The organism is Pseudoalteromonas aurantia (assembly GCF_005886875.1).
In the GTDB taxonomy this organism is placed as follows: Bacteria; Pseudomonadota; Gammaproteobacteria; order Enterobacterales; family Alteromonadaceae; genus Pseudoalteromonas; species Pseudoalteromonas aurantia_A.
Genome location: NZ_PNBY01000058.1, coordinates 47,956 through 74,167, shown reverse-complemented (window position 1 = coordinate 74,167; position 26,212 = coordinate 47,956). Strand labels below are relative to the sequence as shown.

Genomic DNA, 26,212 nt, shown 5'->3' with positions numbered 1-26,212 from the left:
ACTTGGCAGTCAATACAATACAGTTTAATAGTAGGCGTAAGTTCTGCAAAAATATGCTCGCAATTGGTGCAGTGGCTTCGGCTACTGTACTAATGAGTGGTTGTGCACTTTCGCAAACATCACAATTTGCAAGTGCATTCACCGACCTGTCAGGAAAGCATTTTGTAGGATGGTTTGACCACAATGGTAATATGCTTGGTCGAGTTAAAATACAAGCGCGAGCACATGACTTAACTTATTGTCGTAAACATAAAACGCTTTTTGCATTTTCACGGCGACCAGGTAACAAATTATACGTTATTGATATTAATGCCGGTGCAATAAAAAAACAGATCCTATCTTCTGCCGAGCAGCATTTTTATGGGCATGGTGTCTTGAGTGAGGGAGGTGACTTGTTATATACCACTGAGAATCGTTTTGACAATAGTTATAAAGCATATGAGGGAGTGGTGGTGGTTCGTAACACGACTAACTATGCAATTGAAGCTGAATTTTTAAGTGGAGGAGTAGGACCCCATCAACTGGCATTGATGAATCAAGGTAAAATAATAGTAGTTGCCAATGGCGGGATCCATACTCATCCTGCAAGTCCAAGGACCAAACTAAATATTGAATCAATGAAACCAAACATCAGTTACCTAGAAGCCACGTCGGGTAAATTAATAGGATCCTTTTCTCCACCGAACAATCAGCTAAGTACACGTCACTTATGCGTATCTAATGATAATAAAGTCTATGTTGGATGCCAATATCAGGGGGAAAAACACCATACTCAGCCACTTATCTTTTCACATACGTTACACGACGACCCTGAACTCGAAGCGTTCAAAACAGAATTAAATATATGGCGCATGTTTAATCAATACACGGCAAGTCTGGCCATAGATCCTGTGAATAATCGACTTGCCGTTACGTCGCCAAGAGGCGGAGTGATTACCTATTGGGATACTCAAACAGATAGCTTACTTGAAGTCACAAAACAGCGAGATTGCGCTGGTATCGCCAGTAGTAATGGTCTATTTGTGGGGAGTACAGGACGAGGTGAACTTGTACGGCAAGGACAGAGAAAAGTGAGTTTACAGAAGCATCGACTTAAGTGGGATAACCACATGATAAATATAGTATAAAATATGCGAACGGGTGTTATAGTTAGTCGCTTAATGTATTCTATATTATCACCCTATTCGACTCGCTATATTATTATGAATAATTCTTTTTCTATTTGTTTGTTATTTGAACGTATGTATCAGACGTCGATAACGGTGAGCAAATATCTTAAAGACAACTATTTGGATATTTCGAGAGAAACCGGCGTTGACTTTAGAGCTCATTTATAAGTTTATGAACAATCGTTAAATCCAGCCTTCATGCTTTCTCATTAATACTTTCTACATCTTACTAAGTGACATGCTTGCCACTTAGTAAGTTTTGGTATTCGATAGACACTAAATCGAGATCTATGTTCTATCAAGTCATATTCTATTTATGAGTTGATTGGGGAGCATTGCCTGGTATCACGTGCTTTAGTATGCAAAGTCACTCAGACAATTATCTCTGTTTACCTTTATTATATGCGATTAGTGCTGTTAATCCATCTAATAAGCTTGCGGGTAAGACCAGTCCGTGGGGCACGTCTGGAAAAACGGCTGAGTGGAATGATAGTTGCTTAGGTAAATGCTTTTCTATTGTGGGCTTTAATGAGTCATAAACTTCACGCATTTCTCCTCCCTCATTACCTATGCTCGTATACAAAAAATTATTTAAGTCTGGAGTATGCTGCACAAAGTGTTTGAACTGCTTTAGTGTTTTTCTTGCGCCCCACCAAACCGCTGGGCTGAATGCTAAATGGGCCTGAAATAAATGAGGGCGTGATTGAAGGCTATGTAAAACAAAGAGGCCACCGATTGATGAGCCTATAATCGCTTTGTCTTGTGATACCCGATACTGTTGATTTATGTGTGGTACAAGTTCCATTTCAAGAAAATCTAAAAACTTATCTGCACCGCCTCCTTGGCCTACAGGACCTCTAGGATCATGATTCACTGTGGGAGCAAGATCTCTCAGCCTGTCGGTGTTATATATACCAATGACAATATGTTGAGGAGCCTCATTCGCTAAGTACATTCTATGCAACAAACTTGAAGTCAAGTCTAATTCTGTTTCACCATCTAGGACATAGACCACAGGGTATGTTTTATTATTATTTTTTTGATAATCAACAGGTAACTTCACCACTACTTTTCGGTCTTCCGCAAGTCGTTTTGAGGAAATATTTAATACGTCAGCAGAAACAGCTGCATAAGTTACACTGGTATATAACAGTGTAAATAAGATAATTATTATATTTATCATAACTTTAAGTCCTTGTAATTGTTGAGGCTAATCGCTTATTTATGTTGGTTATTTGACAAGTCTTAGATTTCTTCAGGGGGCAGGCTAGGCACGAATATTGAACCTAGCTAAATACCTGAATGAGTTTATACATAAGCACAGAGTGATTATGTATAAACTATTTGTCGAGTAGAACGGCGACGAATAACAACACTTTATAGAAAAAGGGGGGGGATTGTCTAGACGAAAACCAAGCAATATAGGAACGATGCTCTTAATTATTTATGTGGGTGGTACTCTACAGTACGTCTTTAATTAAGCGCGGTCAGTACCCTCTTAATTTCTATTCGTACCTTATCTATATTCCCTGATTTTATTAACTGCTTCTTGATCATCAAAGAGCAACTGCCAGTTATTGCTCCAAACTTGCTCGAGCGCTTTGGTATTGTTTTTAATACTGGGGGAGTGAATGTAATAAAGTGTCTGACCAATCCGACTCATATCCAGCCTTTTCTTAGGTTGCCTTCAAGCGTGTTTTGGTCGTAATAAGTGGCAAAGTTAATTTACTCTAATGCTGAAAGTTCTTTAAGTGTTTCGAAACAAGCTACTCGAATATTGTTATTTGTCTCTGTCGCTTCTAGTCGCCAAGTGTTTAAGAAAAGCCAATTAGCGCAAAGATCATGCTAAATACAACACTTATTTGATATAGCTGATACTTTTGAATTATCTATCTTAGACCGACATAAGTTTGCTATGTGTTGTCACTGATAGCATGAAATTTGGACGATCTGCCAATTGAAAAAAGTCACAACTTAATTATAAACACCATATTTATCATAGGTTTGAGTTGTTATAACATATCAAATCTTGCACTTTGTATTTTTTATGAGCTGAATTTTTATGCCTATTGTATTATTTTGTTTACAAGTACTGTACGTTTTAGCGCTAAGAGTAAAGAAGGGTTAATCTATTTTTTTGATGTATATAGTTTTATTTTTAGGTAAATAAAATATGTTTTAAATGTTAAATTTAGGTTTATTTATTTTTAATGCTGGCTACGCTGGGTTAAGCAACAAGGACAACTGTTGCTAATTTCAACTTATAAAAAGCCAAAATAGATGGCTGATAAAACTAAACAACATTTTGGAGCGTAAACGTGAAAATATCACAGGTCACTTTAGCGACTGTTACTGCGTTAGCATTAGGCTATGCGGGTGCAGCTAGTGCAGCAAATAAACAGTATTTAAATAACCAAGGTAATATGAATAAAATACTGGTTTCCAATGCTGCTACGTTATTATCTGCAACAGCAACACAAGTTGTGGGGCTAGGAGCAGGAAATGATTTACTCATTGTGAAAGAGTTCGCAGGGAAAAATGGTGAAATGACGCGTCGTTACCAGCAAGTGTATCAGGGCGTTCCAGTGATTGGCGACCATGCGATACTGACGTTTGATAAGCATGGACAAGTGTTACGTGCACATGGCGCGGCTGTTTACGATGTGGCAAGTGACATTAAAACAGTGAAGCCAACATTATCTCAAGCGGTGGCGCAGAAAAAGTCTCTGCAGCAACATAAAATACAATTAGGCACATCAGAGCAGTTAATACAGCATAATAAATCGTCCCGTTTAGTGATTTTTCTGGATGAGCACTCAATGGCTCGACTAGCCTATGAGGTGAGCTATGTTACTTATGGTAAAACGCCTTCTCGCCCGTACCATATTATTGATGCGCATACTGGTGAAATGATCCATAGCTTTGATAACTTGCAACATGCAAATGCAACCGGCCCCGGCGGGAATGCAAAAACAGGAAAATATGTATACGGTACTGATTTTGGTCATCTTGATGTAGCTCAATCAGGTAACACCTGTTCAATGACTAATACCAATGTTAAAACGATAAACTTGAACCATGGTACCAGTGGCAGTTCAGCTCATAGCTTTACATGTCCTGAAAATACAGTGAAAGAAATAAATGGCGCTTTCTCACCACTTAATGATGCCCACTATTTTGGCAATGTTGTTTTTAACATGTACAACGACTGGATTGGCACAGCCCCCTTGAGCTTCCAGTTAAAAATGCGTGTTCACTATAGTAATAATTATGAAAATGCATTTTGGGATGGCAGTGCGATGACTTTCGGTGATGGTCAAAACACGTTTTATCCATTAGTGAGCTTGGATGTATCGGCTCACGAAGTGAGTCATGGTTTCACTGAGCAAAACTCAGGGTTAATCTATAGTGGCAAATCGGGTGGCTTAAATGAAGCTTTCTCTGATATGGCCGGTGAAGCCGCTGAGTTTTATATGAAGGGCTCAAATGATTGGTTAGTAGGCCAAGAAATATTCAAAGGAACCGGAGCGCTTCGTTATATGAATAACCCCACTCAAGATGGCCGTTCAATTGATCAGCAATCTAGTTACACCTCTGGTATGGATGTACATCACAGTTCGGGAGTGTTTAATAAGGCATTCTACAATTTAGCGACAACTGCGGGATGGGACACGCAAAAGGCATTTAAAGTCATGGCTAAAGCCAATCAACAATACTGGACGGCAAGTACAAATTGGGACTTAGCTGGCAACGGTGTAATGGACGCTGCATGTGATTTAAATTATAACCCCGATGATGTAAAAGCAGCACTTGCGGCGGTAGGTGTTATATCAAACCTAAGTGCTGGTAGTTCATGTGGAACTATAGAGCCACCGGTTGACGACGAAGAGATCAGCAACGGTGTTGCACGAACTGGCATTAGCGGCGCTGCTAAGGCACAACAATTTTTCGTTTTAAACGTGCCGGCAGGAGCGTCTAATCTTAAGTTTGAAACAACCGGTACCTCGGGTGATGCAGACTTATATGTTAAATTTGGTTCTCGTCCATCGCTGTCGGTATCTGATTGTAAGAGTACTAATTCAAACAGCACGGAAAGTTGTGCAATTCCATCTGCGCAAGCGGGTGCCTATTATGTAATGGTGGAAGCATGGAATGCAATTTCTGGTGTTTCTTTAACAGGTAGTTATTCTACAGGGGGCGGATCTACACAACCGATTGATCGAACTGAAAGCAATGTGAGTATGTCTCGTAACGGATGGGCGCGCTTCACTCAAGATTTAGGTGCGGGCTACTCATCTTTAGATATTAGTATATCCGGTGGGACGGGTGATGCTGATCTTTATGTAAACTTTGGTTCTGAGTCGACGACGTCTTCTTACGACTGTCGTCCATATAAAAATGGTAACTCTGAGACGTGTACCATTTCCAACCCTCAAGCGGGCACTTGGCACATAGATCTTCGTGGTTATAATGCGGCAAGTGGTGTCACGTTGAAAATTAAAGCAAACTAATCAAAATCAATAAGTAAGGGAGCATAACGCTCCCTTTTTTGTTTCACAAACAATGGACTCTATTATGAAACATCATGTAAAGTTGGCGATTATTTTAGGTACCTTACCGTTTAGCTTAGCTGCGTCTGACATGTTAGATGAGCGTATTTGGGTAACGATTGGCGCAGATGCGGTACAACACTACCAGTTAAAAAATACCCTAGTAGGTGAACAGATACATTCAAAACTGAGCAGCCATCAACAGGCTCACATGTTAAATATCGCTGCAAGTCAGGTAAATGAATTGAGTGAGTTTATGCATGATAATTATCATCGTTGTGGTGGGTTTGTCGCACATGACTCATTGATGGAAGCTAACGCCTATTTAGCACAATTAGTCGCAGTAGATAATAAAGAAATCCAGCCTTTTGCGGTTAATTACAGTATTGATAACCCAGATATGGCCAACAGCTTATTAAGTCAAATAACGGTCAGCAACTTAAATAACACGGTCAATACGATGTCTGCTTTTCATAATCGCTATTACACCCAACAAACTGGCGTAGATGCTTCTGAATGGTTGAAAAATCATTGGCAACAAATCGTACAGTCTCGTAATGACATCAGTGTCGAGTACTTTACGCATAGCTGGGCACAATCCTCAGTTATAGTAACTATCCCAGGTAATGAAAAAGCCGATGAGATAGTTGTTATTGGCGGGCACCTTGACTCTATTAATAGCGCGAATGCAAGTGGTGGGCGAGCGCCGGGGGCTGATGATAATGCATCGGGTATCGCTGTATTGACTGAGGCACTTAGAGCCGTTGTCGCGAGTGATTTTAAGCCCAAGCGCACGATCAAAGTTATGGGTTTTGCTGCCGAAGAAGTAGGCCTTAGAGGGTCGAAAGCAATTGCAGAGTCCTATAAATCACAAGGTAAAAATGTTGTTGGTATGGCACAGTTTGATATGACAGGGCGCCATGGTAGTACCGATGACATTGTGATGATGACAGATTATACAAATAATGGTCAGAACCAATTTTTAGGTCAACTTATTGATGCCTATTTACCCGCGGTATCTTATGGTTTTGATCAATGTGGCTATGGATGCTCAGATCATGCTTCATGGTATCAACAAGGGTATGCCGCCTCCATGCCATTTGAATCGAGAATGGCAGATATAAACCGTAAGATCCATACTATTAATGACACCGAATTTGACGCTGATCACGCAAGTAAATTTGCCAAACTGGCAGTTATTTATTTAGCTGAACTTGCTAAGTCTGCAGGCACTATTGATCCGCCCCCGGTTGATAATGTATTAGAAAACGGGGTTGCTAAAACGGGTATTAATGGTGCGGCTAAACAACAGTTGTTTTATTCGTTAAATGTACCTTTAAATAGTACTAACCTGCAATTTACCACTGCAGGGGGCACAGGTGACGCTGATTTATATGTTAAATTTGGTACTAAACCCACACTACAATCTTATGACTGTAAAAGCACAAATTCAAATAGTGTTGAATCATGCGCGATTACCCCGCTTCAAGTAGGCACTTATCATGTTATGGTCGAAGCTTGGAATGCGATAAGTGATGTGAGTTTAACTGGGCGCTATCAAATACAAACAGGGGCTCCTGAACCTATTGAGCGGACCGAAAATAGTTTGACGGTTGCCCGAGGTGGCTGGTTACGTTTTAATGAAACATTAGCGTCTGGATATCAAAATTTAACAGTGTCGTTGTCTGGTGGGACAGGCGATGCAGACCTTTACGTGAAGCATAGTACTGATGTATCAGATACCGTACATGATTGCAGGCCTTATAAAAATGGTAATCAAGAAACCTGTACTTTTGATGCGCCAGCGGCAGGTCAGTGGTTTATTGGCCTAAAAGGTTATAGTAATGCCAATGGAGTGACATTAAAGATATTGGCTAACTAAAATCTTAACATACCTCATCAGTGACCCTGTTACTCATGAGGTATGTAACATATTCCTCACTTGAGCTATTCACTTCGCTACTTCATACTCTGTCCTCAATTAGTTGATACGATTCTATAAATTTATTTAAGATATGATGACCGTGAACACGAAGAATAAAAATAAATTAAATTTACTATTAATGTTACTTGGACCGAGCTTATTCCTTTTAACATGCGTAACGCATGCGCCAACGGGTATGGAAGTTAATGCATGGCGCACCGCAGGGTTAGCTTTATGGTTGGCCATTTGGTGGATCAGTGAGGTTGTGCCGATCCCTGCAACCTCTTTAGTGCCCCTTATCGCCGTGCCGTTGGTTGGCATTAACGATATAAAGTCTGCTGCTAGTCTATATGCACATCCGTTAATCTTTCTATTTTTGGGTGGTTTTTTAATTTCTATCGCGATGGAAAGATGGCATTTACACAAGCGAATCGCACTGCATACTATGCTCAAAAGTGGTAATAGCCCGACGTTGCAAATTTTAGCAATGATGCTTGTGAGCGGTTTTTTATCGATGTGGATCAACAACACAGCAACGACCTTAATGATGTTGCCTATTGCATTGTCAGTGATCCATGTTTTAAAAGAAACCAATAATAGCGATGATAATTATGGTAAAGCATTACTACTGGCTATTGCATACAGTGCGAGTTTAGGAGGAATTGGTACTATTATTGGCACTGCACCTAATGCGCTAATGGTGGCATATTTGTGGGAGAGTTATCAGATAAAGATAGGCTTTGCACAGTGGATGGCTTTTGCCGTTCCATTTAGTATCCTTATGATAGTATTGTGCTGGGTTTGGTTAACGCGCTTTGCGTTTAAGCTCTCGGGCAATACAGGTGAAAGTACCAATTTGACTGCTTTATTTAAAAGTCAATTATCAGAGCTTGGCCGTATGACGTTGGCGGAGAAAAATGTTTTATTCGTATTTATCTTCGCTGCGACTAGTTGGATTTTAAGGCCGTACCTAGCGAAAATAACAGGGTTGAATATAACCGACACGGGTATCGCCATGATTGCAGCTCTGTTGCTTTTTATATTGCCAGCCAAAAAACACAGTGACGAACGTGTATTAGATTGGCAGTCTGCAAATCAATTACCTTGGGGTATTCTATTGCTATTTGGAGGTGGTTTGACTCTAGCTGCGCAGATAAAGTCGTCAGGTTTGGCCATATACATTGCGAATTCATTGGCGGGCGCATCGGTGATGCCCATTGTAGTTGGGGTTCTTATCGTTGCTGCGCTGATCTGCTTCTTGACTGAAATGACCAGCAATACCGCGACGGCGGCGGGGTTTTTACCTTTATTGGGACCTGTCGCTGAGCAAGTGACCGGTACGCCTTTAATGTGGGTATTGCCAGCAGCAATTGCTGCAAGTTGTGCGTTTATGATGCCAGTGGCGACACCACCAAATGCCATTGTTTTTGGCTCTGGGGAGATTAAAATCAAGGAAATGATCAAAGCAGGCTTCGCTATGAATGTGTTGGCTATCTTGTTGATCACACTACTGACAATGACGGTAGGGTCGGCTCTATTCGGATTTTATGCCTAGGTGAAACCAATATAGATACGTTACAAGGCTTTAGAAAGCCAATGTTTAATATTGATGTTATTTAAAAGTTAAGTTTTGCGTATCGATTCAGGCTTCGATATAGTTGAGACATACCTTACTAGTGTGGTTTATTTCAAGTGCAAGCAGAAAATATCTCATCTCTTAATCAACAGCTATTAACATTAAAGTCGTCTTATTTAGGGCAACCTTTTCCCTCTTTAGACGGTAGACTTGAATTACTGAATCACTTGTTGACACGATTGGTGGAATCACAGCAAGCATTTGTGGTGGCTGCCGACAAAGACTTTAACGGCCGTACTGATTTCGATTCGCAAATTGGTGATATTTTACCAACCATCAATGGGCTTAAATATCAGATAAAGCATCTAGCAACGTGGTTGCGTCCAGATAAACGCCATTCTGGTATTGCAATGTGGCCTTCCAAAGTTTGGGTGCAACAGGTCCCTAAGGGCGTTGTTGGGATCATTGCACCGTGGAACTATCCAATACAGTTGGCATTATTACCAGTATTTACCGCACTGAGTGCAGGTAATCGTGTGATGCTAAAGCTCAGTGAGTTTACGCCACACGTAAATCAAGAAGTTAAAATGCTTTTGGCTGATATAAAAGAGCATTGTGTTGTTGTTGAAGGTGATCATACGATTGCGGCTGAATTTTCAAGCTTAACATTTGACCATTTGTTTTTTACTGGGGCAACTGATATTGGTCGAAAGGTCATGCAATCAGCTGCAACGAATTTAGTCCCTGTAACATTGGAACTTGGTGGCAAGTCGCCGGTGATTGTTGCTGACGATGCGAATATTGAACATTGTGCCAAAAGCATTTTATTGGGGAAATTAACGAATGCAGGCCAGATTTGTGTAGCACCCGATTACGTTTTGGTGACAAAAAAGAATAAAACTGTGCTTATTGACGCCTTGAAAAAGCTTTACACTTCACATTATCCACATGGCAAAGATGACAAGAAATTGTCGAGTATTATTAGTGAAAAACAGTATGCGCGTTTGCATGAAACTTTGCATGATGCGCAGGAAAAAGGCGCTGTTGTTTGGCCAGACATTCAACATGGTGAGAGTACAGTTGTAAATGAAAAAGCACCATTTAGGATGGGGCTGTACTTAATTACCAATCCAACGCAAGATATGATCGCACTGCAAAATGAAATATTCGGACCAGTCTTACCAATTATAGAAGTTGAAAGCGTAGAATTTGCGCTCCAATACGTTGAGCTATCACAGAGACCATTGGCAAGTTATTTATTTACACAAAGCAAAACATTGCAGGATAAAGTAAGTCAATCATTGCGTACAGGCACATTGGCGATAAATGAAACGATTTTGCAAGTAACAATTGAAGACAGTCCGTTTGGTGGGGTTGGCCACTCGGGCATGGGCCAATATCATGGTAAAGAGGGTTTTCTTACGTTTAGCCATGGTAAAAGTGTGTTAGCGAGCGATAAAGTTGCCAGGGTGCGAACGTCGCTGTTACTTAAACAGTCGAAGTTACTATTAGACCCATTAAAAGCACTATTTTTGAAGTGATCTGACTTCATTTCCATGAGATAATTGCGTTGAGCAGAGACTATAAAAACGAGTATATCATTTCTATAGTCTCTCTAAATTAGAATGTGTAGGAGCGTTTTTTAGGACGGACTTCTGGGGCATACGTCCCTTGTTGGATACGATTATAAATATCATTAGCTATGTCGGTAGCTACCTCAACTTGTGACGGAGACATCTGTTGTTCGTCTAAATCTCGGCTTTTACTCGCATCATTATTACCATTGTATTCAGCGATTAAGTTCCAAATATACGATTTTTCAATATTTTTGTCAGTGCCTAGCCCTTGGTAATACATCAAGGCAAGGTTGAACTGGGCGAGTGTATAGTTATTTGCCGCGGCTTTTTCGTACCAGTCCATTGCTCTATGATAGCTTTGGATCACACCATCACCATTGGCATACATGACACCTAAGTTAAATTGTGCAGCAGCGAGGTTTTTATTTGCTGCGCGTTCAAATAGATCAATGGCTTTATTTTTATCCTGCTTTACACCTTTGCCATCATCATACATAACAGCGAGAGAGAACATGGCATCGGCACTACCAAGCTTGATGGCGTCTTGGAATAATGAGGCGGCCTTTGTTAAGTTCTTAGTTACGCCATATCCACCCTGATACATTTTTGCAAGCTGATAAATACCCGGTGCGTAATTCATATCAGCAAGGTAACGAAACTCTTTCAGTGCTACCTCAAATTGACCTGAGTTAGCGGCTTCAATACCTTGTTCAAGGCCAGCTGATGAACTCCCCGCAAAGCCTAGTAACGCGGCTAACATAATAGGTTTAATTTTTTTATGCCACATAATGATGCTCCAAAGCTACTTGTTCCTACAGTGTAAATGACTGATATGGAAATACAATACATACTGGCAAGTAATACATTCATTGTGGTGACGCAGTAAGGTGTTTGAATGTTTAACATGCTAATAAGTTTAGCAAAAGCTGTGGATAGCCTTTTCTGGTGATGTTGACGAACGATTAATGAGGTCGTCAACACAGTTGGTAAATGAGTTTAATCGAATGGTTTTGGGTTTAAAGGGTCCAAAAACTGAGGGACTTCGGAGGTTTTTGCATACTTTAATCGACCAAGCTTACGCGTTTGATGATAGCTATCGAGCCCTGATAACGCTACAGTGCCTAAGCTTTCAATGTCAATGAAGCCATCTTGGCTAATAGCAGTATCTTCTACATGTAATTCAACCACCTCACCAATGACTAATTCAGTGTTGTTTATTTCTAGGGTTTGCGAAGAACGTAATGCCAGCCCGATTTTCACTTTACTTTGTGATACGAACGGCGCTTTGAAGTCTTTAAGGTATTGTGGGCTGAGCTTAACGGCGTCAAACTCAGAATGCGTTTTATCGTACCTTGCTGATGTTTGATGTGCGCTAATGAAAATATCTTCGCTAACATGATTTATAGTGTAAACCTCAGTCTCGAATATGTTCTCTAGCGTATGACGAGGTACAGAGTGAGGGCGCATTATCATACCCATTAGAGGAGGGTGAGCACCTAAATGAAAAACAGAACTTACAATAGCAAGGTTTTCATTTCCTGCTTTATCGGTTGTGCCAATAAGGTTGGCACTTTTAAATCCTGATAGTGAGTTAATGAGTTGAGTTCGATATCGTTGCTCTAACTGAACAATATCATCTTTACAAAAGTACATGGAGATCTCTCTGTATGGTTATGCGAAAGTGTGAGGTGTCTATTTCTTTACCAACTTATTGTTTGACCTTGCCAATCAATATAGTCTAGCTGGCCATCAATCACACGTGTTTGTATTAGGTCGTAAAGTCGTTCGGCCACAAACTCAGGGGTAAATAATTTCCCCTGTGGGACATTTTTTTGAAAAGGTTTGGATAGTGGGCTATCTGTCGTGCCCGGATGAAACAGTACCAGTTTGGTAGTTTTAGCCCTGCGCTTATATTCAATCGAGGCTGTTTTAAACATCATGTTGAGTGCGGCTTTTGACGCGCGGTAGCAGTACCAGCCGCCAAGCTCATTTTCATTGATACTCGCAACTCGCGCACTTAGAGAGGTGACAACACATGGATGACGGATCTTACTCAAGTGTGGTGCTAACATTTTAAGCCAAAGTATCGGTGTTAGGGTATTTGCTTTGAAAATCCAGTCAAAATAACTCTCAGAAATATCTTCTAAGCGCTTTTCTGGTGTAAATTCTTGGTTGTGTAATTGCCCGTTAAAAATAGTGATGGTGGCGGCATGCTGTAATGGGGTTTTTAACATCTCCACCGTATGAGCAATACTGTCTTCATTGTATTCACTCACTATATGCGTCCGGTTATGGTGATGCGCTTCTATGTTTTGTTGGCTAATAGTATAGACATGCGAGCTCGGATCTTGATGGTGTAGTCTGTCTATAAAGCTCTGTGCAATCGCCGCAGACGCGCCGATGACAAAATGGTTTTGTGTTGTCATTTTAACTTACACCCTGATTTATCACATTGGTTAGGCATTAATAGCCCTGAAATTTTCATTCGGTGTTTGGCAAAGAATAGATAAGCCTTGTCTGCAAACCACTTTATTGGCTGCTTTCTAAGTATAATTAACCACTTATGCTTGTTTACAGTTTGCCAAGCACAGTAAGTAACGTCTAGACCTAGGAGCAAATTGTTATCATTATCTAGTCCATGCAGTATTTGTAATGCACGCTGTTTATTGATGCTAGGATGATCCTGTTCAAATGCGCTCGAATGAACATCAATAAAATGGATTTTGTTGTCGGTATCGTGATGTTTTAGGCTAGTCATTTCTTTTGCGCATAATGGACACTGACCGTCATAAAAAATTTTCATTGCCTACCTTTTGTCATTTTTGTGTGTATCAATACGTCATAAGACGCAGATTAGATCGCTGTTATTCAGTATTAATCTCTGTATAGTAAATAGCGTAAAATCTAGACAAAGGACGTATGATGACTGAACAATATCAAACACTTCGTGCCAACGTAAGTATGTTGGGAGAACTACTCGGTAAAACGATAAAGCAGGCACAAGGCCCTGCTATGTTAGATAAAGTAGAGAAAATAAGGCAATTAGCCAAATCGTCGCGTGCTGGTAGTGAGCAAGATAGGAGCAAGCTAATTGCGACACTACACGCGTTAAAAGACGATGAATTACTCCCTGTTGCGCGTTCATTTAACCACTTCTTAAATTTGGCAAACGTTGCGGATCAATTTCATACAATCTCAAAAAGCGGCGCGCCTGATGGAGTGATCCAGCCTTTAACTAATACATTTATGACGCTTGCTGACGAAATAGAGCAAGGGGCGTTAAACCTTAATGAAGTAGCTGAAACCATTGGAAAATTAAAGATGGATTTGGTACTAACGGCACATCCAACAGAAGTCACGCGCCGGACCATTATTAATAAACATGTAGAGCTAAGTGACTGTCTGGCCGCTATGGAGTTAAAAGGCTTAGATAGCCAGCAACAAGAATATATAAAAAATAGAATTGAGCAGTTGATTTGTCAGGCTTGGCACACCAGTGATATTCGTCAAAAAAGACCGACACCACTTGATGAAGCTAAGTGGGGATTTGCAGTGATCGAGAATAGTTTGTGGCAAGCTGTACCTGACTTTATTCGTCAGTTTCATACTCATACAAAGGATGCACTATCACTTGAGTTGCCCGATTCATTTTCGCCTGTCAGTTTTACTTCTTGGATGGGCGGAGATCGTGACGGTAACCCTTTTGTTACGGCAAGCGTCACACAAACTGTGTTAGATCATGGCCGCTGGATGGCGTTAGATTTGTATCGAAGAGACTTAGACACTCTCAGCGCAGAGTTGTCTATGCATCAAGCGAGCAATGAATTGCTAAAGGTTGCTAATAACCAAGCTGAGCCGTATCGGTATGTATTAAAAGGGTTAAAAGCAGATATAACGAATACTATTCATGCGCTTGAAAATAAAATTAAACAGCAACCGAGTAAATATCGAGATAGTATCCGTGATGTAACGCAGCTGAAAACTCCGTTAGAGCTAATCTACCGCTCGTTAGTGGCGTGTGATATGAAAGTGGTTGCCGATGGTTTACTACTCGATGTACTGAGGCGTCTAGCGTGTTTTGGTGTGAACTTATGTAAATTAGATATCAGACAAGACTCAGCGCGTCATACTGAGGTATTGAGTGAATTGACGGGGTATTTAGGGCTTGGCGTATATGGAGATTGGAGTGAACAAGACAAACAAGCTTTTTTACTTGCTGAGTTAAATTCTCGCAGGCCACTTATTCCAAAACACTGGCAGCCAACCGCGAATGTAAAAGAAGTCTTAGATACTTTTAATGTGATAGCAGAGCAAGACTCGCAATCACTGGGCATTTATATTATTTCAATGGCGCGTTCAGCATCTGATGTGCTTGCAGTAGAGCTATTGTTGCAAGAAGCCGGTTGTGGATTCAAACTACCTGTAGCACCATTGTTTGAAACGTTAAATGACTTAAATAGCGGTTCGCAAGTGATGACTGAACTATTTAGTCACTCTTGGTATAGGCAGCAAATTAATCGTAAACAATATGTCATGATTGGGTATTCCGACTCGGCAAAAGATGCGGGAATGATGGCCGCTGGTTGGGCGCAGTACAGTGCAATGGAAAAATTAATTGGTTTATGTGAAAGCCAAGACATTGAACTCATTTTATTTCATGGCCGAGGTGGAACGATTGGTCGCGGCGGAGCACCAGCTGCCCAAGCGCTTCGTTCACAACCGCCTGGTTCATTGAAAAATGGCTTACGGGTTACAGAGCAGGGAGAAATGATCCGCTTCAAGTTCGGTTTACCGCAAGTGGCTATACAAAGTTTTGCGCTATATAGCTCGGCAATTATTGAAAGCAATTTATTACCGCCTCCTGAACCTGAGCCGCATTGGCGTGCGGTAATGGATACTATTTCTAATCATTCTTGTCAGCATTATCGTTCGGTTGTTCGAGAAAATCCGCAATTCGTGCCTTATTTTAGAATGGCCACACCCGAGGTAGAGCTGGCTAAGTTACCTTTAGGATCAAGGCCAGCTAAACGTAACCCGCATGGTGGAGTTGAGAGCTTGCGAGCGATCCCTTGGATATTTGCTTGGACGCAGAATCGACTCATGCTACCTGCTTGGTTGGGAGCATTACAAGGCCTCTGTGGCGCATTAGAGCAGTTTGGCGAAGCTGAATTACTTAAAATGAGTGAACAGTGGCCTTTTTTTAGAACTCGATTAGAAATGCTAGAAATGGTGTTTTGCAAAGCCGATAGCTGGCTTAGTGAGCACTACGAGCAAGGCTTAGTCACAGCGCAGTACCACGGATTGGGGCAGCAGTTACGCAGTGAGTTGGCTGAAGTAAAAAAACAGGTAGAGCGGCTTGCACCTAAATCAACATTGTTATCAGCACAACCTTGGATAAAAGAGTCGATTGCGTTACGCAATCCATACACAGATCCACTCAATGTATTACAGGTAGAACTACTGAAGCGCTCACGTACTAATCACAGTGAAGTAATTGACAATGCACTGATGATCACCATGACAGGTATTGCGGCGGGTATGCGAAATACAGGTTAGTAGGTAGGTTATAAAACGCAATTAATAATGCATTTATTAACATTGCGTTCTTAAATAGTATAAAAACCAATCTAAAAGGATTGGTTTTTTATTTTTGTTTAGTTTTTTAATATTAAATTTATTGACATCGCTTGTCATTTCCAGAAGAATTCCCCTCTGGTTAAACCAGTAGTCTATTTTTAAAGCATAATGCTTATTAAAAGCAGGTATGCAAACTATTGTATATTGAGGTCCGATGTCCACACTTTCTACAAGTATTACCTATGATGAAACAACATCGTTGGTGATGATGACGCTGAGAGGCACAGCGAGCGCACAGGATGTGGTTGATGTTTATCAAATAGCAAATGGATACGCGAAAACTCATAATAGCTCTAAGGTTTTGGTTGATGTGAGTAATTTAGAGCACCGATTTGCAGCGATTGATATTGTAAATATCATGCCTAAGATTGCACACTACTTAAGAGACTTAAGCATTGCACGCGTTGTTGGGTTTGAAGGGTATATGCATGATTTATTTTTACAAAAAGCCAAACGTTTTAATGTGAATGCAGAAAACTTCGAATGTTTTAAATCTGCAAAGCAATGGTTGTGTAATAACTAATTACTGCTTAAACTATGCTGCCATTGGTTAACTATGAATAAATAATGGCAGTATTAACTCCGCTTCAAATAAAAAACTTAACAGAGCAAGCGAAACAGTCCAAAGGGCTTATTCCTAAATCGGTTCTTACACCGTTACTCAACACATTACAGTGCGACATAAGTACATTACTACAGGCTCTGTTACCTGTGGCAACTTCTTTTTCTCAAGCGCCAATCTCACAGTTTAATGTGGGTGCTATTGCTTATGATAAAACCACTGGAAATGCCTATTGTGGCGCAAACCTGGAGTTTTCACACCAAGCTCTGAGCCTAACTGTCCATGCCGAACAAGCTGCAATTAATAACGCATGGATCAATGGTGCGCAATCAGTGTCTGTGATTGCGATTACGGCGCCACCATGTGGTCATTGTAGGCAGTTTATGAATGAAATTGCAGGTGCTGATACGTTAAAGATTGTACTTCCTGCGCTAGAGACCGACCTGCAGTCATTGCTACCTCATTCGTTCGGTCCAAAAGATTTAGGAAATGAGTTTTGTTTATTGGCACTGAAGACTCACGAGGACATAGCATTTCCTGAGCAAATTAGTCACCAATTGGCACAACAGTTTATGCTTGCTTATGCCCCGTATTCACATAATCCTGCTGCCGTTGAAATTAAAACGGCCTCTCATGGCTGTTTTTATGGACGTTATGCGGAAAATGCCGCATATAATCCCAGTTTATCTCCAATGCAGAGTGCATTGAGTCAATTGGCACTGGCAGGGCTGACGCTAAACTGTGTTGAATTGACTTCGATCACCCTCGTGGAGACTGCAAATGGTCATAACCAAAAAGCGGTGGCTGCTGCTGTATTAGAAAGCTATTGCAGCGATTGCGTGTTGCAACACGTATTGGTGAAGTGAATAAATAGCTTTAATAATAAAAAAGGGCCCGCATGGCAAGCTGATACGGATATGTGTCCCTTGCGAATCTTAGCTAAGCTATAAACACAAAAGCCCATTCAAAATCGAATGGGCTTTTTCTGTAAATTTACAACACACTTTCAATTTGTATAAAATAATTACAAGATTTTAAGCTTTCCATTGAAGCATCTTTGTTATTAGGACTTTGTTAATATCTGTCCATTGACTTAGGTGTTTATGATCAAAAGAAAAAAATAAGCCAATATCTTCTTTCTCATCGTAGTACTGGGCTTTACACAATTGGTTAATTACTTTTTCAAAACAATCTATCTCAACTAAATAACCAAAAGTGTTTCTCCCAATGTAGCTGATACCTTTGTTATGGCTATGTCGATAAGCCACTAATCCTAAGATGTCATCTTCTTCGCTTCTTTTTACTAAATTGTACTTCAGACCATTATCTAGTCGATACTGTGCATCAAGTCTCTTTCCTGTTCCTTTGCTTGTCCAAAAAGCACTAATTTGATTTTCGTCATACGGCCCTACTGTTGGTAAATTTCGATTACCTGAGTACCCTGAATAATCAGGAAGAAACATACCGATTTCGACCATGCCATTTGCAACTTGTGCATTTCGTAAGCCTTCATTTGGAGACAAGTAATTTTTAGGGATCGAATATATTTCATCGCCCAACTCAATCTTAACAATTTCTGAGGTATACGCTTTAATTGATAGTGCAGTTAGAATGCAGGTCAGGCACGCTTTGACAATAATTTTAATTTTCCTATTCCTTTTTAACATATCCATAGTGGCTATTGACGCAAAAATCAGTTGTTAACCATACTTATTGAAATAGATAATTTTTTCAATATCTACAGGCCCCTTTGCTAGCCCTAAACGCATAGCTGGTGTTTTCTTATATTTTTTTGACGTATCGCAGTAGTTGTAAAAAACACGGTAAATATCAGCCATTTTTTGATATAGAGCGGGGTTATAGGGGCTATACCCATTCCATGTTCGGCCTTGATTAGTGCCTGACTGGAACGGTCTTTCAAATATGTTAACTCTGCGCCTAAGTTTTTGAAAAAACCTGTCTATGGCGTGTAGAGAGCCTTTACGATATAGGTTTGCCTGATGTTCACTGTCAAATCTTTCTATATTGGTAAACGCAGAGATCTTTTTGTTTGGCTCTCCCATAAAGGGTGTTGGATTAACAATCCATTTTTCTTTTGAACCTTCTGGCATAAAAGGGTTATTAATGCTCTGGATAATCATATCGTTGATCACCCTGTGTCTTTGTTGATGGCTCAATGAGCTATATGGCAAGCCACTGAATTTTTCAATAGCGTCTTTGGCCTTTTCAACAGCGATACGCTTATTGTCTACCGTCATTTCTTTATCCATGCTAACTAGAAAACCATCGCAGCGGCCTTCGAGGATTTCCTCTTTAAAAGCAGCTAAAAACCAAGTTTTCATACCCATATCCAAGTCCATATAAAAACGTGTAGCTTCGGCATTCTGTGTTAGCTTACGGATTAAATAGAAATGAGCAATCATGGTATATTCGTTGTGAACTTCCATACCTTGCACTGGCAAGTCAGTGTTTTTCTCAAGATTCTCGGAGGAAAGCATAGCTTCCTCGTAAATCTCATTCGATTTATTCTTGATAAGTTCCTCTTGTGAGCCTGATAGCTTCTTTTCTCTATTGGCTCGTTCTCTCTTTGACTTTTCAAAATCGACTTTTAACCACACCCTAGCAAATTTCCGTTTGTAAACAGGCTGCTTATCATCCTCGATATCTAAAGCTTCTTGTTGCACCTCGGCTGGGGTCATATCAGGGTCGTAATTGAAATTGAAAGCAAATATATAATCAGTAGATAAATCGGCTGTGCCAATCCCATAGAACTCACAATTCTTTTTATTTTTCCTGTTAGTCCAATTACTCTTAGTTACTATCCTATCAGTACATAAGTAAAGCCTATCAAATGACATTGATTCAAAGAGTTTCCTTTCACGATCTGCAACAAATGCTAGGCACTGGCGATGAATAAAGTCAATTCTACGATAGATCGCTCCCATACTCATATCAAAGGTAAATTCGAGTACCCTTAAGGGAGCTTTGGCTACAAGAAGCTTAAAGAATTGCTTGTTGATTTCAGTTTTCTCGTGCGGTCTGTCTATTGGCTTGCCAGTAAAAGTTTTACCACAAACATTACACATGAACCGAGGAGTTCCTTTGCCTGTGTAACCCTTCTTTTTGATGTTATATATCCCGGTTTCATGAGAGGGACAAGTTTCTCTAGTGCAGATTGTGCCGGGGCGCTGAAGATAAGAACTAATTCGTTCAAATTCTTCTGAAGCAGCAATATTACTCTTAAGGGAATAATAAACTTGATTTTTTTCTTTAGAGAGAGCGTTTAAAGAATCACATTCTCTACATAAGATAGAGGTGCCAGTAAGCATGTAGTATGGGTCTGACTCACGCACTTGACGGTTTAATTTATCTTTATTATATTCTTGGTACAAATCGGTCTGACGAGCTTTCTCTGGTGTCAGACCAAAGCTGCTGCATCTAGTAAACTTACAACAATTTACCTGAATTCCTTTATGCTCTGCTGGTATCCGAGAGGGTCTTGGCTGGCAAGATTTTTTGCTCATAAAAAAAGTGCTACACTGACTGAATATACAGTAATATAGCACTTCTTTTGCTTAAAGCTAGCTTTTAGGGACACGTATCCGTATCAGCTTGCCCGCATGGCCCTTTTTTAAATTACCCTGACATCAAGTTTGGCTTTTTATAGCAGGCTTTCTGCCGCTTTTATCACAACAGAGACTGCTTTTTTCTCAATTTCACCGTGATCTACGTTCGGGATCTCTTGGCGCGTACGGTTGACCAATACACCGGCAACGCAGGCTGCTTTAAGCCCTAATGCAGCACACATGGTAAAGAGGGTTGCAGATTCCATTTCATAGTTCATGACATTCAATTTTTGCCATTGCTCACAAGTACCTTGGAAATCTTTTGAAACATAACCAGAATAAGTGTCATATCTTTCTTGGCCAGGGTAGAAGGTATCACTCGAAGCCGTAATACCTACATGGTGCGTCACACTTAAAGATTCACAGGCGTTAACCATTGCTTGTGTGCAGTGAAAGTCAGAGACCGCAGGGTAACTTAACGGCGCAAAATGCTGACTAGCGCCGTCAAGTCGCACTGATGCTGTGCTTACTAATAAGTCACCTTCATTTATATGGGGCTGGATAGCGCCTGTGGTTCCAATGCGTAAAAATGTTGTTATTCCTAGCTGAGCGAGTTCTTCGACGGCGATGGAGGTGGATGGCCCGCCAATTCCAGTGGAGCAAACAATGACTGTTTTATCTTTTAGCTTTGCTGAATAAACATGAAATTCACGTGTCTGCGCAAGACATTTAGATGACTCCATTTTTTCTGCGATGCGTTTAGCGCGCTCTGGATCGCCCGGGACTATTGCTAAAGTTGCACCGTCAAGCGCAGTTTTATCGAGTCCTAAATGAAATACCTTGTCCATAGTAAACCTTATTTTTATATAAAGCGTAATACTTAATACTTATGAGTAAAAAGTACAGGACAGATGTCCGAATATTTAACTCAGAATAGGTTATTAGCTTGCAACTTTAAAGTTGTTCTTCTAAACCTTAAGTAATGCAATAATGAGGAAGAGTTATGCCTGCATCACCGTCACTAGATAAACACACTGAATTTGCTCGATGTCTCGAAAGTAACAAAGTAGGGACTCTCGCTCCTTTTCACTGGCTAGCGCTTGCGTTTAAAGACATTGCCAGTGCACCTATGCTCAGTCTGATATATGGCCTAGTTTTTACAATAATTCCAGCTTCAATAATGTACCTCGTTTTTTATTCTGGTACGCATTTGGTTATTTTACCCGCCGCAGTGGCATTCGCTCTAATAGGACCTGCTTTTGCGTCTGGTTTGTATGATGTTGCCTGGGAGCTCGAAAAAGGCCACAAGCCGACACTTACCCATAGTTTAAAGTCGATGTTTAGAAATCCTGCAGGAGAGTGGGGCTTTGCGATTTTGCTTATGGTTATCATGATTGTTTGGATGCGTTTGGCCGCATTGATCCATGCTCTATACCCTAATGTTCCAGATCCAACTTTTGAACAGCTTTCTGCCTTTTTAACGCTGGGAAGTATTGTTGGTGGTGTATTAATGGCGGTCGTTTTTGCGATATCAGCGTTTACACCACAAATTATGATGGAACGGCGTGTTGACATTATGACTGCTGTTGTATCGTCCATTCACGCAGTGAAAACAAATGCGCATGCTATGTTTGTTTGGGGGGTACTGATTGTCGGTTTGGTTATAATCGGTTTTGCAACAGGTGCAGCAGGGTTTATTGTGATCATGCCTCTATTAAGTTATGCCAGCTGGCACGGGTACATTGCGATTATTAAAACTAAAAAAGCTCGAGGCTATGAGTAATACCTAACTATGCAGCCTCAATGCATATAAAACCATAGCGTCTATTGTTTAAATTTTCGCTATGGTTGACTTTCTTTCTTGGCATGATATACCTCTCGATTAAAGCACTTCTGCTTGCGTTCGCATCTAAATAATGCAAATTCTCTTACCACTAAACTATTGATTTTTAAATTTTATAATGGTTTTTGATAATTTATGCCTACTCATGGAAAGCGACGTAAACAGGACTTCATGCAAAAAACGTGACTCATCATTTTTCGCATGAATATGCAAAGATAATTTACCCGGAGGACGATATGACGATCACAAAACAACAACTTCAAGAGAAACTAGAGCATTGTTTGTGCCCACCAGGAGATGGCGTATTTACCGTTAATACAGCCAAAGAACGTAAAGATGCTTTAAGAACTAAACTCTACGGACAAACTGAAGGTGTTGACGCAATTTGGAAAGCGTCTTTAACAAATATTTCGTCCTCAGAGCATAAGGCTGCAATTTTAGGGATTGCGTCAGACTGTGGTGGCGGGATTTTACGTGGTGCAAACTGGGGACCGTTATTTTTACGTTCAACTCTAATTGAACAGCAGCCTCATGTGAGCGCCTTTGACTTAGGTGATGTGCGGGTGATTCCTCACTTGCTGCATGATAAATACTTAAATGAGGCAACAATAAGTAACTGTCAGAAAGCGTTGTATCAAAACCCGACTAGTGACTACTATGTTTCTCCACTATCTATCACTGAAGACGTCTGTGACGGGTTTTATCAGCAGTACCCAGATAAAGGGATATTTGGTATTGGCGGTGACCACTCAATCAGCTACCCATTGACTAAATCGTATTTGAAAGCAAAGCGTGATCTGGGTAAGCGCACGGCTATTATTCATTTCGATGCGCATACAGACTTACTCGTAGAGCGTTTGGGAATTGATCTATGCTTTGGTTCTTGGTGTACGCATGTTTTGGAGTACCTACCAGCACCGCATCATTTAATTCAGTTTGGTATTCGTTCTAGCGGCAAAGATAAGTCGCACTGGGAATCAACGTTTGGTGTAAAACAGCACTGGGCACACGAAATTCGTGAGCAAGGTACATCTGCGATTGTTGAGCAGGTAATAGCGCAATTGAAAGCCGATAACGTAGACGAACTCTATGTGAGTTTTGATATTGACGCGTTAGATGAAGAGTTTGCATCGGCAACTGGTACGCCTGAAGGGAATGGTATGACTCCCGATGAAGCATTAGAAATATTGACAGCGTTACGTGCTGAATTTCCAATTACGGGTGCTGATATGATGGAAATAGCCCCATTTACAGATAGTTCATTGGTTGGGCAGTCTAGCTCTGAGACAACACTAAGAGAAGGTGCTAAGATTTCTGCTTTCTTAATAGACGCGATGAATAATAGTTAATACCAAATGAGATAAAAGCGGAGTGTATGCTTCGCTTTCTGCCATTTTTCTTCCTTAATTTCCCCTTATTCAGTTTTCTACTTACGCTATATTGATTGTAATTGCTTATTTTTACGCTATATTTCTTAAGGGACAAACAACGAAGCCTCATGAATGTATATAGGATTTTTACTGCTACTGAGTGTATTTTCTAGTAGCGCTTTTGCCAGCAAGCTCAATATTGTGACGGAAGACTTCCCGCTTTTTCAGTATTATGAACAAGGTGAACTGGTGGGCTCTGCTGTTGATAAAGTCAAAGCCGTGTTGCAACGCGCTAATATCAATTATACATTGGGCGTCAATCAGTGGTCGGTTTCCTATATTGCTGCTTTGCGAGACCCGAATACCTGTATTTTTTCAACGGGGCGTTCTAAAACCCGAGAGTCTTTGTTTACCTGGGTGTTTCCGATAGCCCACTTTACCACTTCGTTTTACGGACTAAAATCGGAGCACATTGATGTAAGCTCACTTAATGATGCGAAAAACTATAAAACAGGGGTGATAAGAAATAACTACAGCCATCAGTATTTGCGAGCTAGAGGGTTTTCTGAGGATGAACACCTAGTGATGCTTTCAAGCTTTGATAGAGTATTTGAATTGTTAGAAACTCGCAAAGGTCTGCTAGACTTAGTGATACTAAACGATGCTCAGTTTGATTTTCGAGCATTAAAAGACCCTTTTACCAAACAACTTAAAAAAGTGTTTACGCTAAAAAATCAGGGTGCTCAATTATACTTTGCATGTAATAAGCAGGTAGAAAAAGATACCATAGATAAGATCAGCAATGCGTATAAAGCATTGCTGAACGAGTCGTTACTTTTTGATTGAAGGCCACACAAAACTGTGGAATGTATCTAGATATAACTGCTCTACTTTTTCACGCGCCCAAGGGGTTTTTCTTAAAAACTTTAGGCTCGATTTTATACTTGGATCATGTGTAAAACATCGAATATCAACATCTTCTCCCATTGCCTTCCAGCCTAAATGATCCTCTAGCTTGATTAAAATATCCTCTAATTTAATACCGTGAAGTGGATTTTTTGGCTGCTCTTGACTCATGATTTACCCTAACATTCTAAATCATTTATTTTACGCGTATTGTGCGTTCAGGGTCCAGTTTTATTGGTACACCTGACGCATTGGCTTTTACCCATACCAATGAATGACTATTTTTTCTAGGGTGTTTTTTAGCACATGCAAATAACATATCGAACTGTTTTATGATAGACCCCTCACTGTATTGTTGACCTTGGTACCAACATACATTCATTGGTTGGTCTATAAACACAGACTTTTCATGATTGGTATCAAGTGCAAGGAGCTCTGGTGCAGTTAGCATGACAGTAAAGGCGGTTAAAGTTAAATTTCTCATGGCATAACTCCGAGATTTGTCTAATCTTACTATGATTGTAGATAAAATCTTAATTGTGTGAGTAATATACAAACGATTAATCACCTTTCATATAAGATTAAAAACAAAATAAGAGGGAATCACAATGGCTTTTGATCAAAACATGATGGCAGAGCTGACTTTATTAGCAAAGTTTCCAAGAAATAGTATGCATCAAGGCATCAAATTACATAAATCGGCAGAGCCAAGTTTAAAAGATGCGGCTGAGCGATTGTACAATAAAGGGGTGATTGATAGCCCAGATGGGGGGTACTTAACTGATTTAGGGCTTGATTTAGTTGTGCACCTTGATCAGGTGCACTGTGCATTGCAATAATGCCTAATTTAGGTCACTATTGCGCGTCAGGTTGATTCTCTGGCGCTGCATCTATAAATGCTTGTAAGCTATTACAACGTGCATAAATAGCGGATATTTTTGGATATAGGCTCATATCTACTTTAAAGCGAAGCGCATTAAAGACTTGAGGTACGAGGCAGATATCGGCAAGGCTCGGCTTATCACCAAAACAGTAATCATGCTCGCCAAGTATTGCTTCTAAGCTGCTAAAGCCTTCTATTATCCAATGGCGATACCAAGTGCTTTTTTGTTCATCTGTTGCCGTTAGTTCACCACTTAAATATTTCAACACACGTAAATTATCAATTGGGTGTATATCACTGGCAATGGCATAACAGAAGCTACGGACTTGTGCTTTTTCCCAACTATTACTTGGTAGTAGCGGGGTATCGAGGTGGGTTTCTTCAAGCCACTCTAATATTGCGAGAGACTGTGTCAATACACCTTGGGTTGTTTCTAACGCTGGTAACAAGCCTTGTGGATTTTTATTTATGTAAGGGGTTGCTTGCTGCTCAGATTTTAATAGATTGACCGCCGCGAGTTCATGCGGGATATTTTTTAGGTTGAGTGCAATTCTTACGCGGTATGCTGCAGAAGAGCGAAAATATGTATAGAGTTTCATTGGTGTCCTTAGTCACGACAAGGCACGACAAATCGTGCCTGTTTTAGTAT

General features: G+C 40.4%; 24 protein-coding genes. 12 read left to right on the top strand and 12 right to left on the bottom strand.

Annotated elements, in window-relative coordinates; genetic code table 11:
* Positions 1-2: 2 nt before the first annotated feature.
* On the top strand, positions 3-1,127 hold the full coding sequence (locus CWC18_RS12380) for a DUF1513 domain-containing protein (protein WP_138675369.1): 1,125 nt from the start codon (positions 3-5) through the stop codon (positions 1,125-1,127).
* 421 nt (positions 1,128-1,548) lie between these two features.
* On the opposite strand, the gene CWC18_RS12375 is transcribed toward CWC18_RS12380, so the two are convergent.
* Together CWC18_RS12375 and CWC18_RS21040 are read right to left on the bottom strand one after the other, a co-directional pair.
* The gene (locus CWC18_RS12375) at positions 1,549-2,352 is read right to left on the bottom strand and encodes an alpha/beta hydrolase (protein WP_138675368.1); all 804 of its coding nucleotides are present in this window, start codon (positions 2,350-2,352) and stop codon (positions 1,549-1,551) included.
* Positions 2,353-2,685: 333 nt separating this feature from the next.
* Positions 2,686-2,832 (bottom strand): hypothetical protein, encoded by a 147-nt coding sequence (locus CWC18_RS21040; RefSeq protein ID WP_171041100.1) that lies wholly within the window; start codon positions 2,830-2,832, stop codon positions 2,686-2,688.
* A 655-nt stretch (positions 2,833-3,487) separates the two neighbouring features.
* Here CWC18_RS21040 and CWC18_RS12370 point away from each other — a divergent pair.
* The 4 genes from CWC18_RS12370 (at position 3,488) to CWC18_RS12355 (ending at position 10,760) form a co-directional block, all read left to right on the top strand.
* Positions 3,488-5,680, top strand: coding sequence for a M4 family metallopeptidase (locus CWC18_RS12370; protein ID WP_138590280.1), 2,193 nt, complete (start codon positions 3,488-3,490; stop codon positions 5,678-5,680).
* Positions 5,681-5,744: 64 nt separating this feature from the next.
* The gene (locus CWC18_RS12365) at positions 5,745-7,601 is read left to right on the top strand and encodes a M28 family metallopeptidase (RefSeq protein WP_138675367.1); all 1,857 of its coding nucleotides are present in this window, start codon (positions 5,745-5,747) and stop codon (positions 7,599-7,601) included.
* Positions 7,602-7,737: 136 nt separating this feature from the next.
* Positions 7,738-9,198 (top strand): SLC13 family permease, encoded by a 1,461-nt coding sequence (locus tag CWC18_RS12360; protein ID WP_138675379.1) that lies wholly within the window; start codon positions 7,738-7,740, stop codon positions 9,196-9,198.
* A gap of 137 nt (positions 9,199-9,335) precedes the next feature.
* On the top strand, positions 9,336-10,760 hold the full coding sequence (locus CWC18_RS12355; RefSeq protein ID WP_138675366.1) for an aldehyde dehydrogenase family protein: 1,425 nt from the start codon (positions 9,336-9,338) through the stop codon (positions 10,758-10,760).
* Between the two features lie 79 nt (positions 10,761-10,839).
* On the opposite strand, the gene CWC18_RS12350 is transcribed toward CWC18_RS12355, so the two are convergent.
* From CWC18_RS12350 to CWC18_RS12335, 4 genes are all read right to left on the bottom strand, one after another.
* Positions 10,840-11,583: a tetratricopeptide repeat protein gene (locus CWC18_RS12350; protein WP_138590286.1), complete on the bottom strand. Its 744-nt coding sequence runs from the start codon at positions 11,581-11,583 to the stop codon at positions 10,840-10,842.
* 209 nt (positions 11,584-11,792) lie between these two features.
* A complete protein-coding gene (locus CWC18_RS12345) occupies positions 11,793-12,449 on the bottom strand; it encodes a flavin reductase family protein (protein ID WP_138590288.1) in 657 nt (218 codons plus the stop codon).
* A 47-nt stretch (positions 12,450-12,496) separates the two neighbouring features.
* Positions 12,497-13,222 carry an SDR family NAD(P)-dependent oxidoreductase gene (locus CWC18_RS12340; protein WP_138675365.1) on the bottom strand — a complete coding sequence of 242 codons (726 nt, stop codon included), beginning with the start codon at positions 13,220-13,222 and terminating at the stop codon, positions 12,497-12,499.
* Positions 13,219-13,599: a thiol-disulfide oxidoreductase DCC family protein gene (locus CWC18_RS12335; RefSeq protein WP_138590292.1), complete on the bottom strand. Its 381-nt coding sequence runs from the start codon at positions 13,597-13,599 to the stop codon at positions 13,219-13,221. The genes CWC18_RS12340 and CWC18_RS12335 overlap by 4 nt, the downstream gene beginning before the upstream one ends.
* A 119-nt stretch (positions 13,600-13,718) precedes the next feature.
* Between CWC18_RS12335 and ppc the strand changes: the two genes are divergently transcribed.
* The 3 genes from ppc to cdd all read left to right on the top strand — a co-directional run bounded on the left by ppc (position 13,719) and on the right by cdd (position 17,861).
* A complete protein-coding gene (ppc, locus tag CWC18_RS12330) occupies positions 13,719-16,352 on the top strand; it encodes a phosphoenolpyruvate carboxylase (RefSeq protein ID WP_138590294.1) in 2,634 nt (877 codons plus the stop codon).
* Between the two features lie 235 nt (positions 16,353-16,587).
* On the top strand, positions 16,588-16,956 hold the full coding sequence (locus CWC18_RS12325; RefSeq protein WP_138590296.1) for a hypothetical protein: 369 nt from the start codon (positions 16,588-16,590) through the stop codon (positions 16,954-16,956).
* Positions 16,957-17,000: 44 nt separating this feature from the next.
* A complete protein-coding gene (gene cdd, locus CWC18_RS12320; protein ID WP_138675364.1) occupies positions 17,001-17,861 on the top strand; it encodes a cytidine deaminase in 861 nt (286 codons plus the stop codon).
* A 168-nt stretch (positions 17,862-18,029) separates the two neighbouring features.
* Here cdd and CWC18_RS12315 read toward each other — a convergent pair whose 3' ends face one another.
* From CWC18_RS12315 to udp, 3 genes are all read right to left on the bottom strand, one after another.
* The gene (locus tag CWC18_RS12315) at positions 18,030-18,668 is read right to left on the bottom strand and encodes a hypothetical protein (protein WP_138675363.1); all 639 of its coding nucleotides are present in this window, start codon (positions 18,666-18,668) and stop codon (positions 18,030-18,032) included.
* 27 nt (positions 18,669-18,695) lie between these two features.
* Positions 18,696-20,519, bottom strand: coding sequence for an IS1 family transposase (locus tag CWC18_RS12310; RefSeq protein ID WP_138675362.1), 1,824 nt, complete (start codon positions 20,517-20,519; stop codon positions 18,696-18,698).
* A gap of 137 nt (positions 20,520-20,656) precedes the next feature.
* Positions 20,657-21,409, bottom strand: coding sequence for a uridine phosphorylase (gene udp, locus CWC18_RS12305; protein WP_138590300.1), 753 nt, complete (start codon positions 21,407-21,409; stop codon positions 20,657-20,659).
* Positions 21,410-21,564: 155 nt separating this feature from the next.
* On the opposite strand from udp, the gene CWC18_RS12300 reads away from it, so the two are divergent.
* The 3 genes from CWC18_RS12300 to CWC18_RS12290 all read left to right on the top strand — a co-directional run bounded on the left by CWC18_RS12300 (position 21,565) and on the right by CWC18_RS12290 (position 24,620).
* Positions 21,565-22,344: a DUF2189 domain-containing protein gene (locus CWC18_RS12300; RefSeq protein WP_138590302.1), complete on the top strand. Its 780-nt coding sequence runs from the start codon at positions 21,565-21,567 to the stop codon at positions 22,342-22,344.
* 296 nt (positions 22,345-22,640) lie between these two features.
* A complete protein-coding gene (locus CWC18_RS12295; protein WP_138675361.1) occupies positions 22,641-23,753 on the top strand; it encodes an arginase family protein in 1,113 nt (370 codons plus the stop codon).
* Positions 23,754-23,906: 153 nt separating this feature from the next.
* The gene (locus CWC18_RS12290) at positions 23,907-24,620 is read left to right on the top strand and encodes a substrate-binding periplasmic protein (RefSeq protein ID WP_138675360.1); all 714 of its coding nucleotides are present in this window, start codon (positions 23,907-23,909) and stop codon (positions 24,618-24,620) included.
* On the opposite strand, the gene CWC18_RS12285 is transcribed toward CWC18_RS12290, so the two are convergent.
* The gene (locus CWC18_RS12285) at positions 24,606-24,851 is read right to left on the bottom strand and encodes a VF530 family DNA-binding protein (RefSeq protein WP_138675359.1); all 246 of its coding nucleotides are present in this window, start codon (positions 24,849-24,851) and stop codon (positions 24,606-24,608) included. The two genes, CWC18_RS12290 and CWC18_RS12285, sit on opposite strands and share 15 nt — an antisense overlap.
* A gap of 25 nt (positions 24,852-24,876) precedes the next feature.
* Positions 24,877-25,164 carry a DUF1496 domain-containing protein gene (locus tag CWC18_RS12280; RefSeq protein ID WP_138675358.1) on the bottom strand — a complete coding sequence of 96 codons (288 nt, stop codon included), beginning with the start codon at positions 25,162-25,164 and terminating at the stop codon, positions 24,877-24,879.
* A gap of 124 nt (positions 25,165-25,288) precedes the next feature.
* Between CWC18_RS12280 and CWC18_RS12275 the strand changes: the two genes are divergently transcribed.
* Positions 25,289-25,519 (top strand): TIGR02647 family protein, encoded by a 231-nt coding sequence (locus CWC18_RS12275; protein WP_010361810.1) that lies wholly within the window; start codon positions 25,289-25,291, stop codon positions 25,517-25,519.
* A gap of 16 nt (positions 25,520-25,535) precedes the next feature.
* Here the strand turns inward: CWC18_RS12275 and maiA are convergent, their stop codons facing one another.
* Positions 25,536-26,162, bottom strand: coding sequence for a maleylacetoacetate isomerase (maiA, locus tag CWC18_RS12270; RefSeq protein ID WP_138675357.1), 627 nt, complete (start codon positions 26,160-26,162; stop codon positions 25,536-25,538).
* Positions 26,163-26,212: the final 50 nt, after the last annotated feature.

Excerpts from the sequence above, each read along its gene's own strand:
- cdd (WP_138675364.1), top strand. The coding sequence starts at position 17,001 with ATGGCAGTATTAACTCCGCTTCAAATAAAAAACTTAACAGAGCAAGCG.
- CWC18_RS12300 (WP_138590302.1), top strand. The coding sequence starts at position 21,565 with ATGCCTGCATCACCGTCACTAGATAAACACACTGAATTTGCTCGATGT.
- CWC18_RS12375 (WP_138675368.1), bottom strand. The coding sequence starts at position 2,352 with ATGATAAATATAATAATTATCTTATTTACACTGTTATATACCAGTGTA.
- CWC18_RS12360 (WP_138675379.1), top strand. The coding sequence starts at position 7,738 with ATGACCGTGAACACGAAGAATAAAAATAAATTAAATTTACTATTAATG.
- CWC18_RS12340 (WP_138675365.1), bottom strand. The coding sequence starts at position 13,222 with ATGACAACACAAAACCATTTTGTCATCGGCGCGTCTGCGGCGATTGCA.
- ppc (WP_138590294.1), top strand. The coding sequence starts at position 13,719 with ATGACTGAACAATATCAAACACTTCGTGCCAACGTAAGTATGTTGGGA.
- CWC18_RS12345 (WP_138590288.1), bottom strand. The coding sequence starts at position 12,449 with ATGTACTTTTGTAAAGATGATATTGTTCAGTTAGAGCAACGATATCGA.
- CWC18_RS12350 (WP_138590286.1), bottom strand. The coding sequence starts at position 11,583 with ATGTGGCATAAAAAAATTAAACCTATTATGTTAGCCGCGTTACTAGGC.
- CWC18_RS12285 (WP_138675359.1), bottom strand. The coding sequence starts at position 24,851 with ATGAGTCAAGAGCAGCCAAAAAATCCACTTCACGGTATTAAATTAGAG.
- maiA (WP_138675357.1), bottom strand. The coding sequence starts at position 26,162 with ATGAAACTCTATACATATTTTCGCTCTTCTGCAGCATACCGCGTAAGA.
- CWC18_RS12295 (WP_138675361.1), top strand. The coding sequence starts at position 22,641 with ATGACGATCACAAAACAACAACTTCAAGAGAAACTAGAGCATTGTTTG.
- CWC18_RS21040 (WP_171041100.1), bottom strand. The coding sequence starts at position 2,832 with ATGAGTCGGATTGGTCAGACACTTTATTACATTCACTCCCCCAGTATT.
- CWC18_RS12325 (WP_138590296.1), top strand. The coding sequence starts at position 16,588 with ATGTCCACACTTTCTACAAGTATTACCTATGATGAAACAACATCGTTG.
- CWC18_RS12315 (WP_138675363.1), bottom strand. The coding sequence starts at position 18,668 with ATGGATATGTTAAAAAGGAATAGGAAAATTAAAATTATTGTCAAAGCG.
- CWC18_RS12310 (WP_138675362.1), bottom strand. The coding sequence starts at position 20,519 with ATGAGCAAAAAATCTTGCCAGCCAAGACCCTCTCGGATACCAGCAGAG.
- CWC18_RS12335 (WP_138590292.1), bottom strand. The coding sequence starts at position 13,599 with ATGAAAATTTTTTATGACGGTCAGTGTCCATTATGCGCAAAAGAAATG.
- CWC18_RS12275 (WP_010361810.1), top strand. The coding sequence starts at position 25,289 with ATGGCTTTTGATCAAAACATGATGGCAGAGCTGACTTTATTAGCAAAG.
- CWC18_RS12365 (WP_138675367.1), top strand. The coding sequence starts at position 5,745 with ATGAAACATCATGTAAAGTTGGCGATTATTTTAGGTACCTTACCGTTT.
- CWC18_RS12280 (WP_138675358.1), bottom strand. The coding sequence starts at position 25,164 with ATGAGAAATTTAACTTTAACCGCCTTTACTGTCATGCTAACTGCACCA.
- CWC18_RS12290 (WP_138675360.1), top strand. The coding sequence starts at position 23,907 with ATGTATATAGGATTTTTACTGCTACTGAGTGTATTTTCTAGTAGCGCT.
- udp (WP_138590300.1), bottom strand. The coding sequence starts at position 21,409 with ATGGACAAGGTATTTCATTTAGGACTCGATAAAACTGCGCTTGACGGT.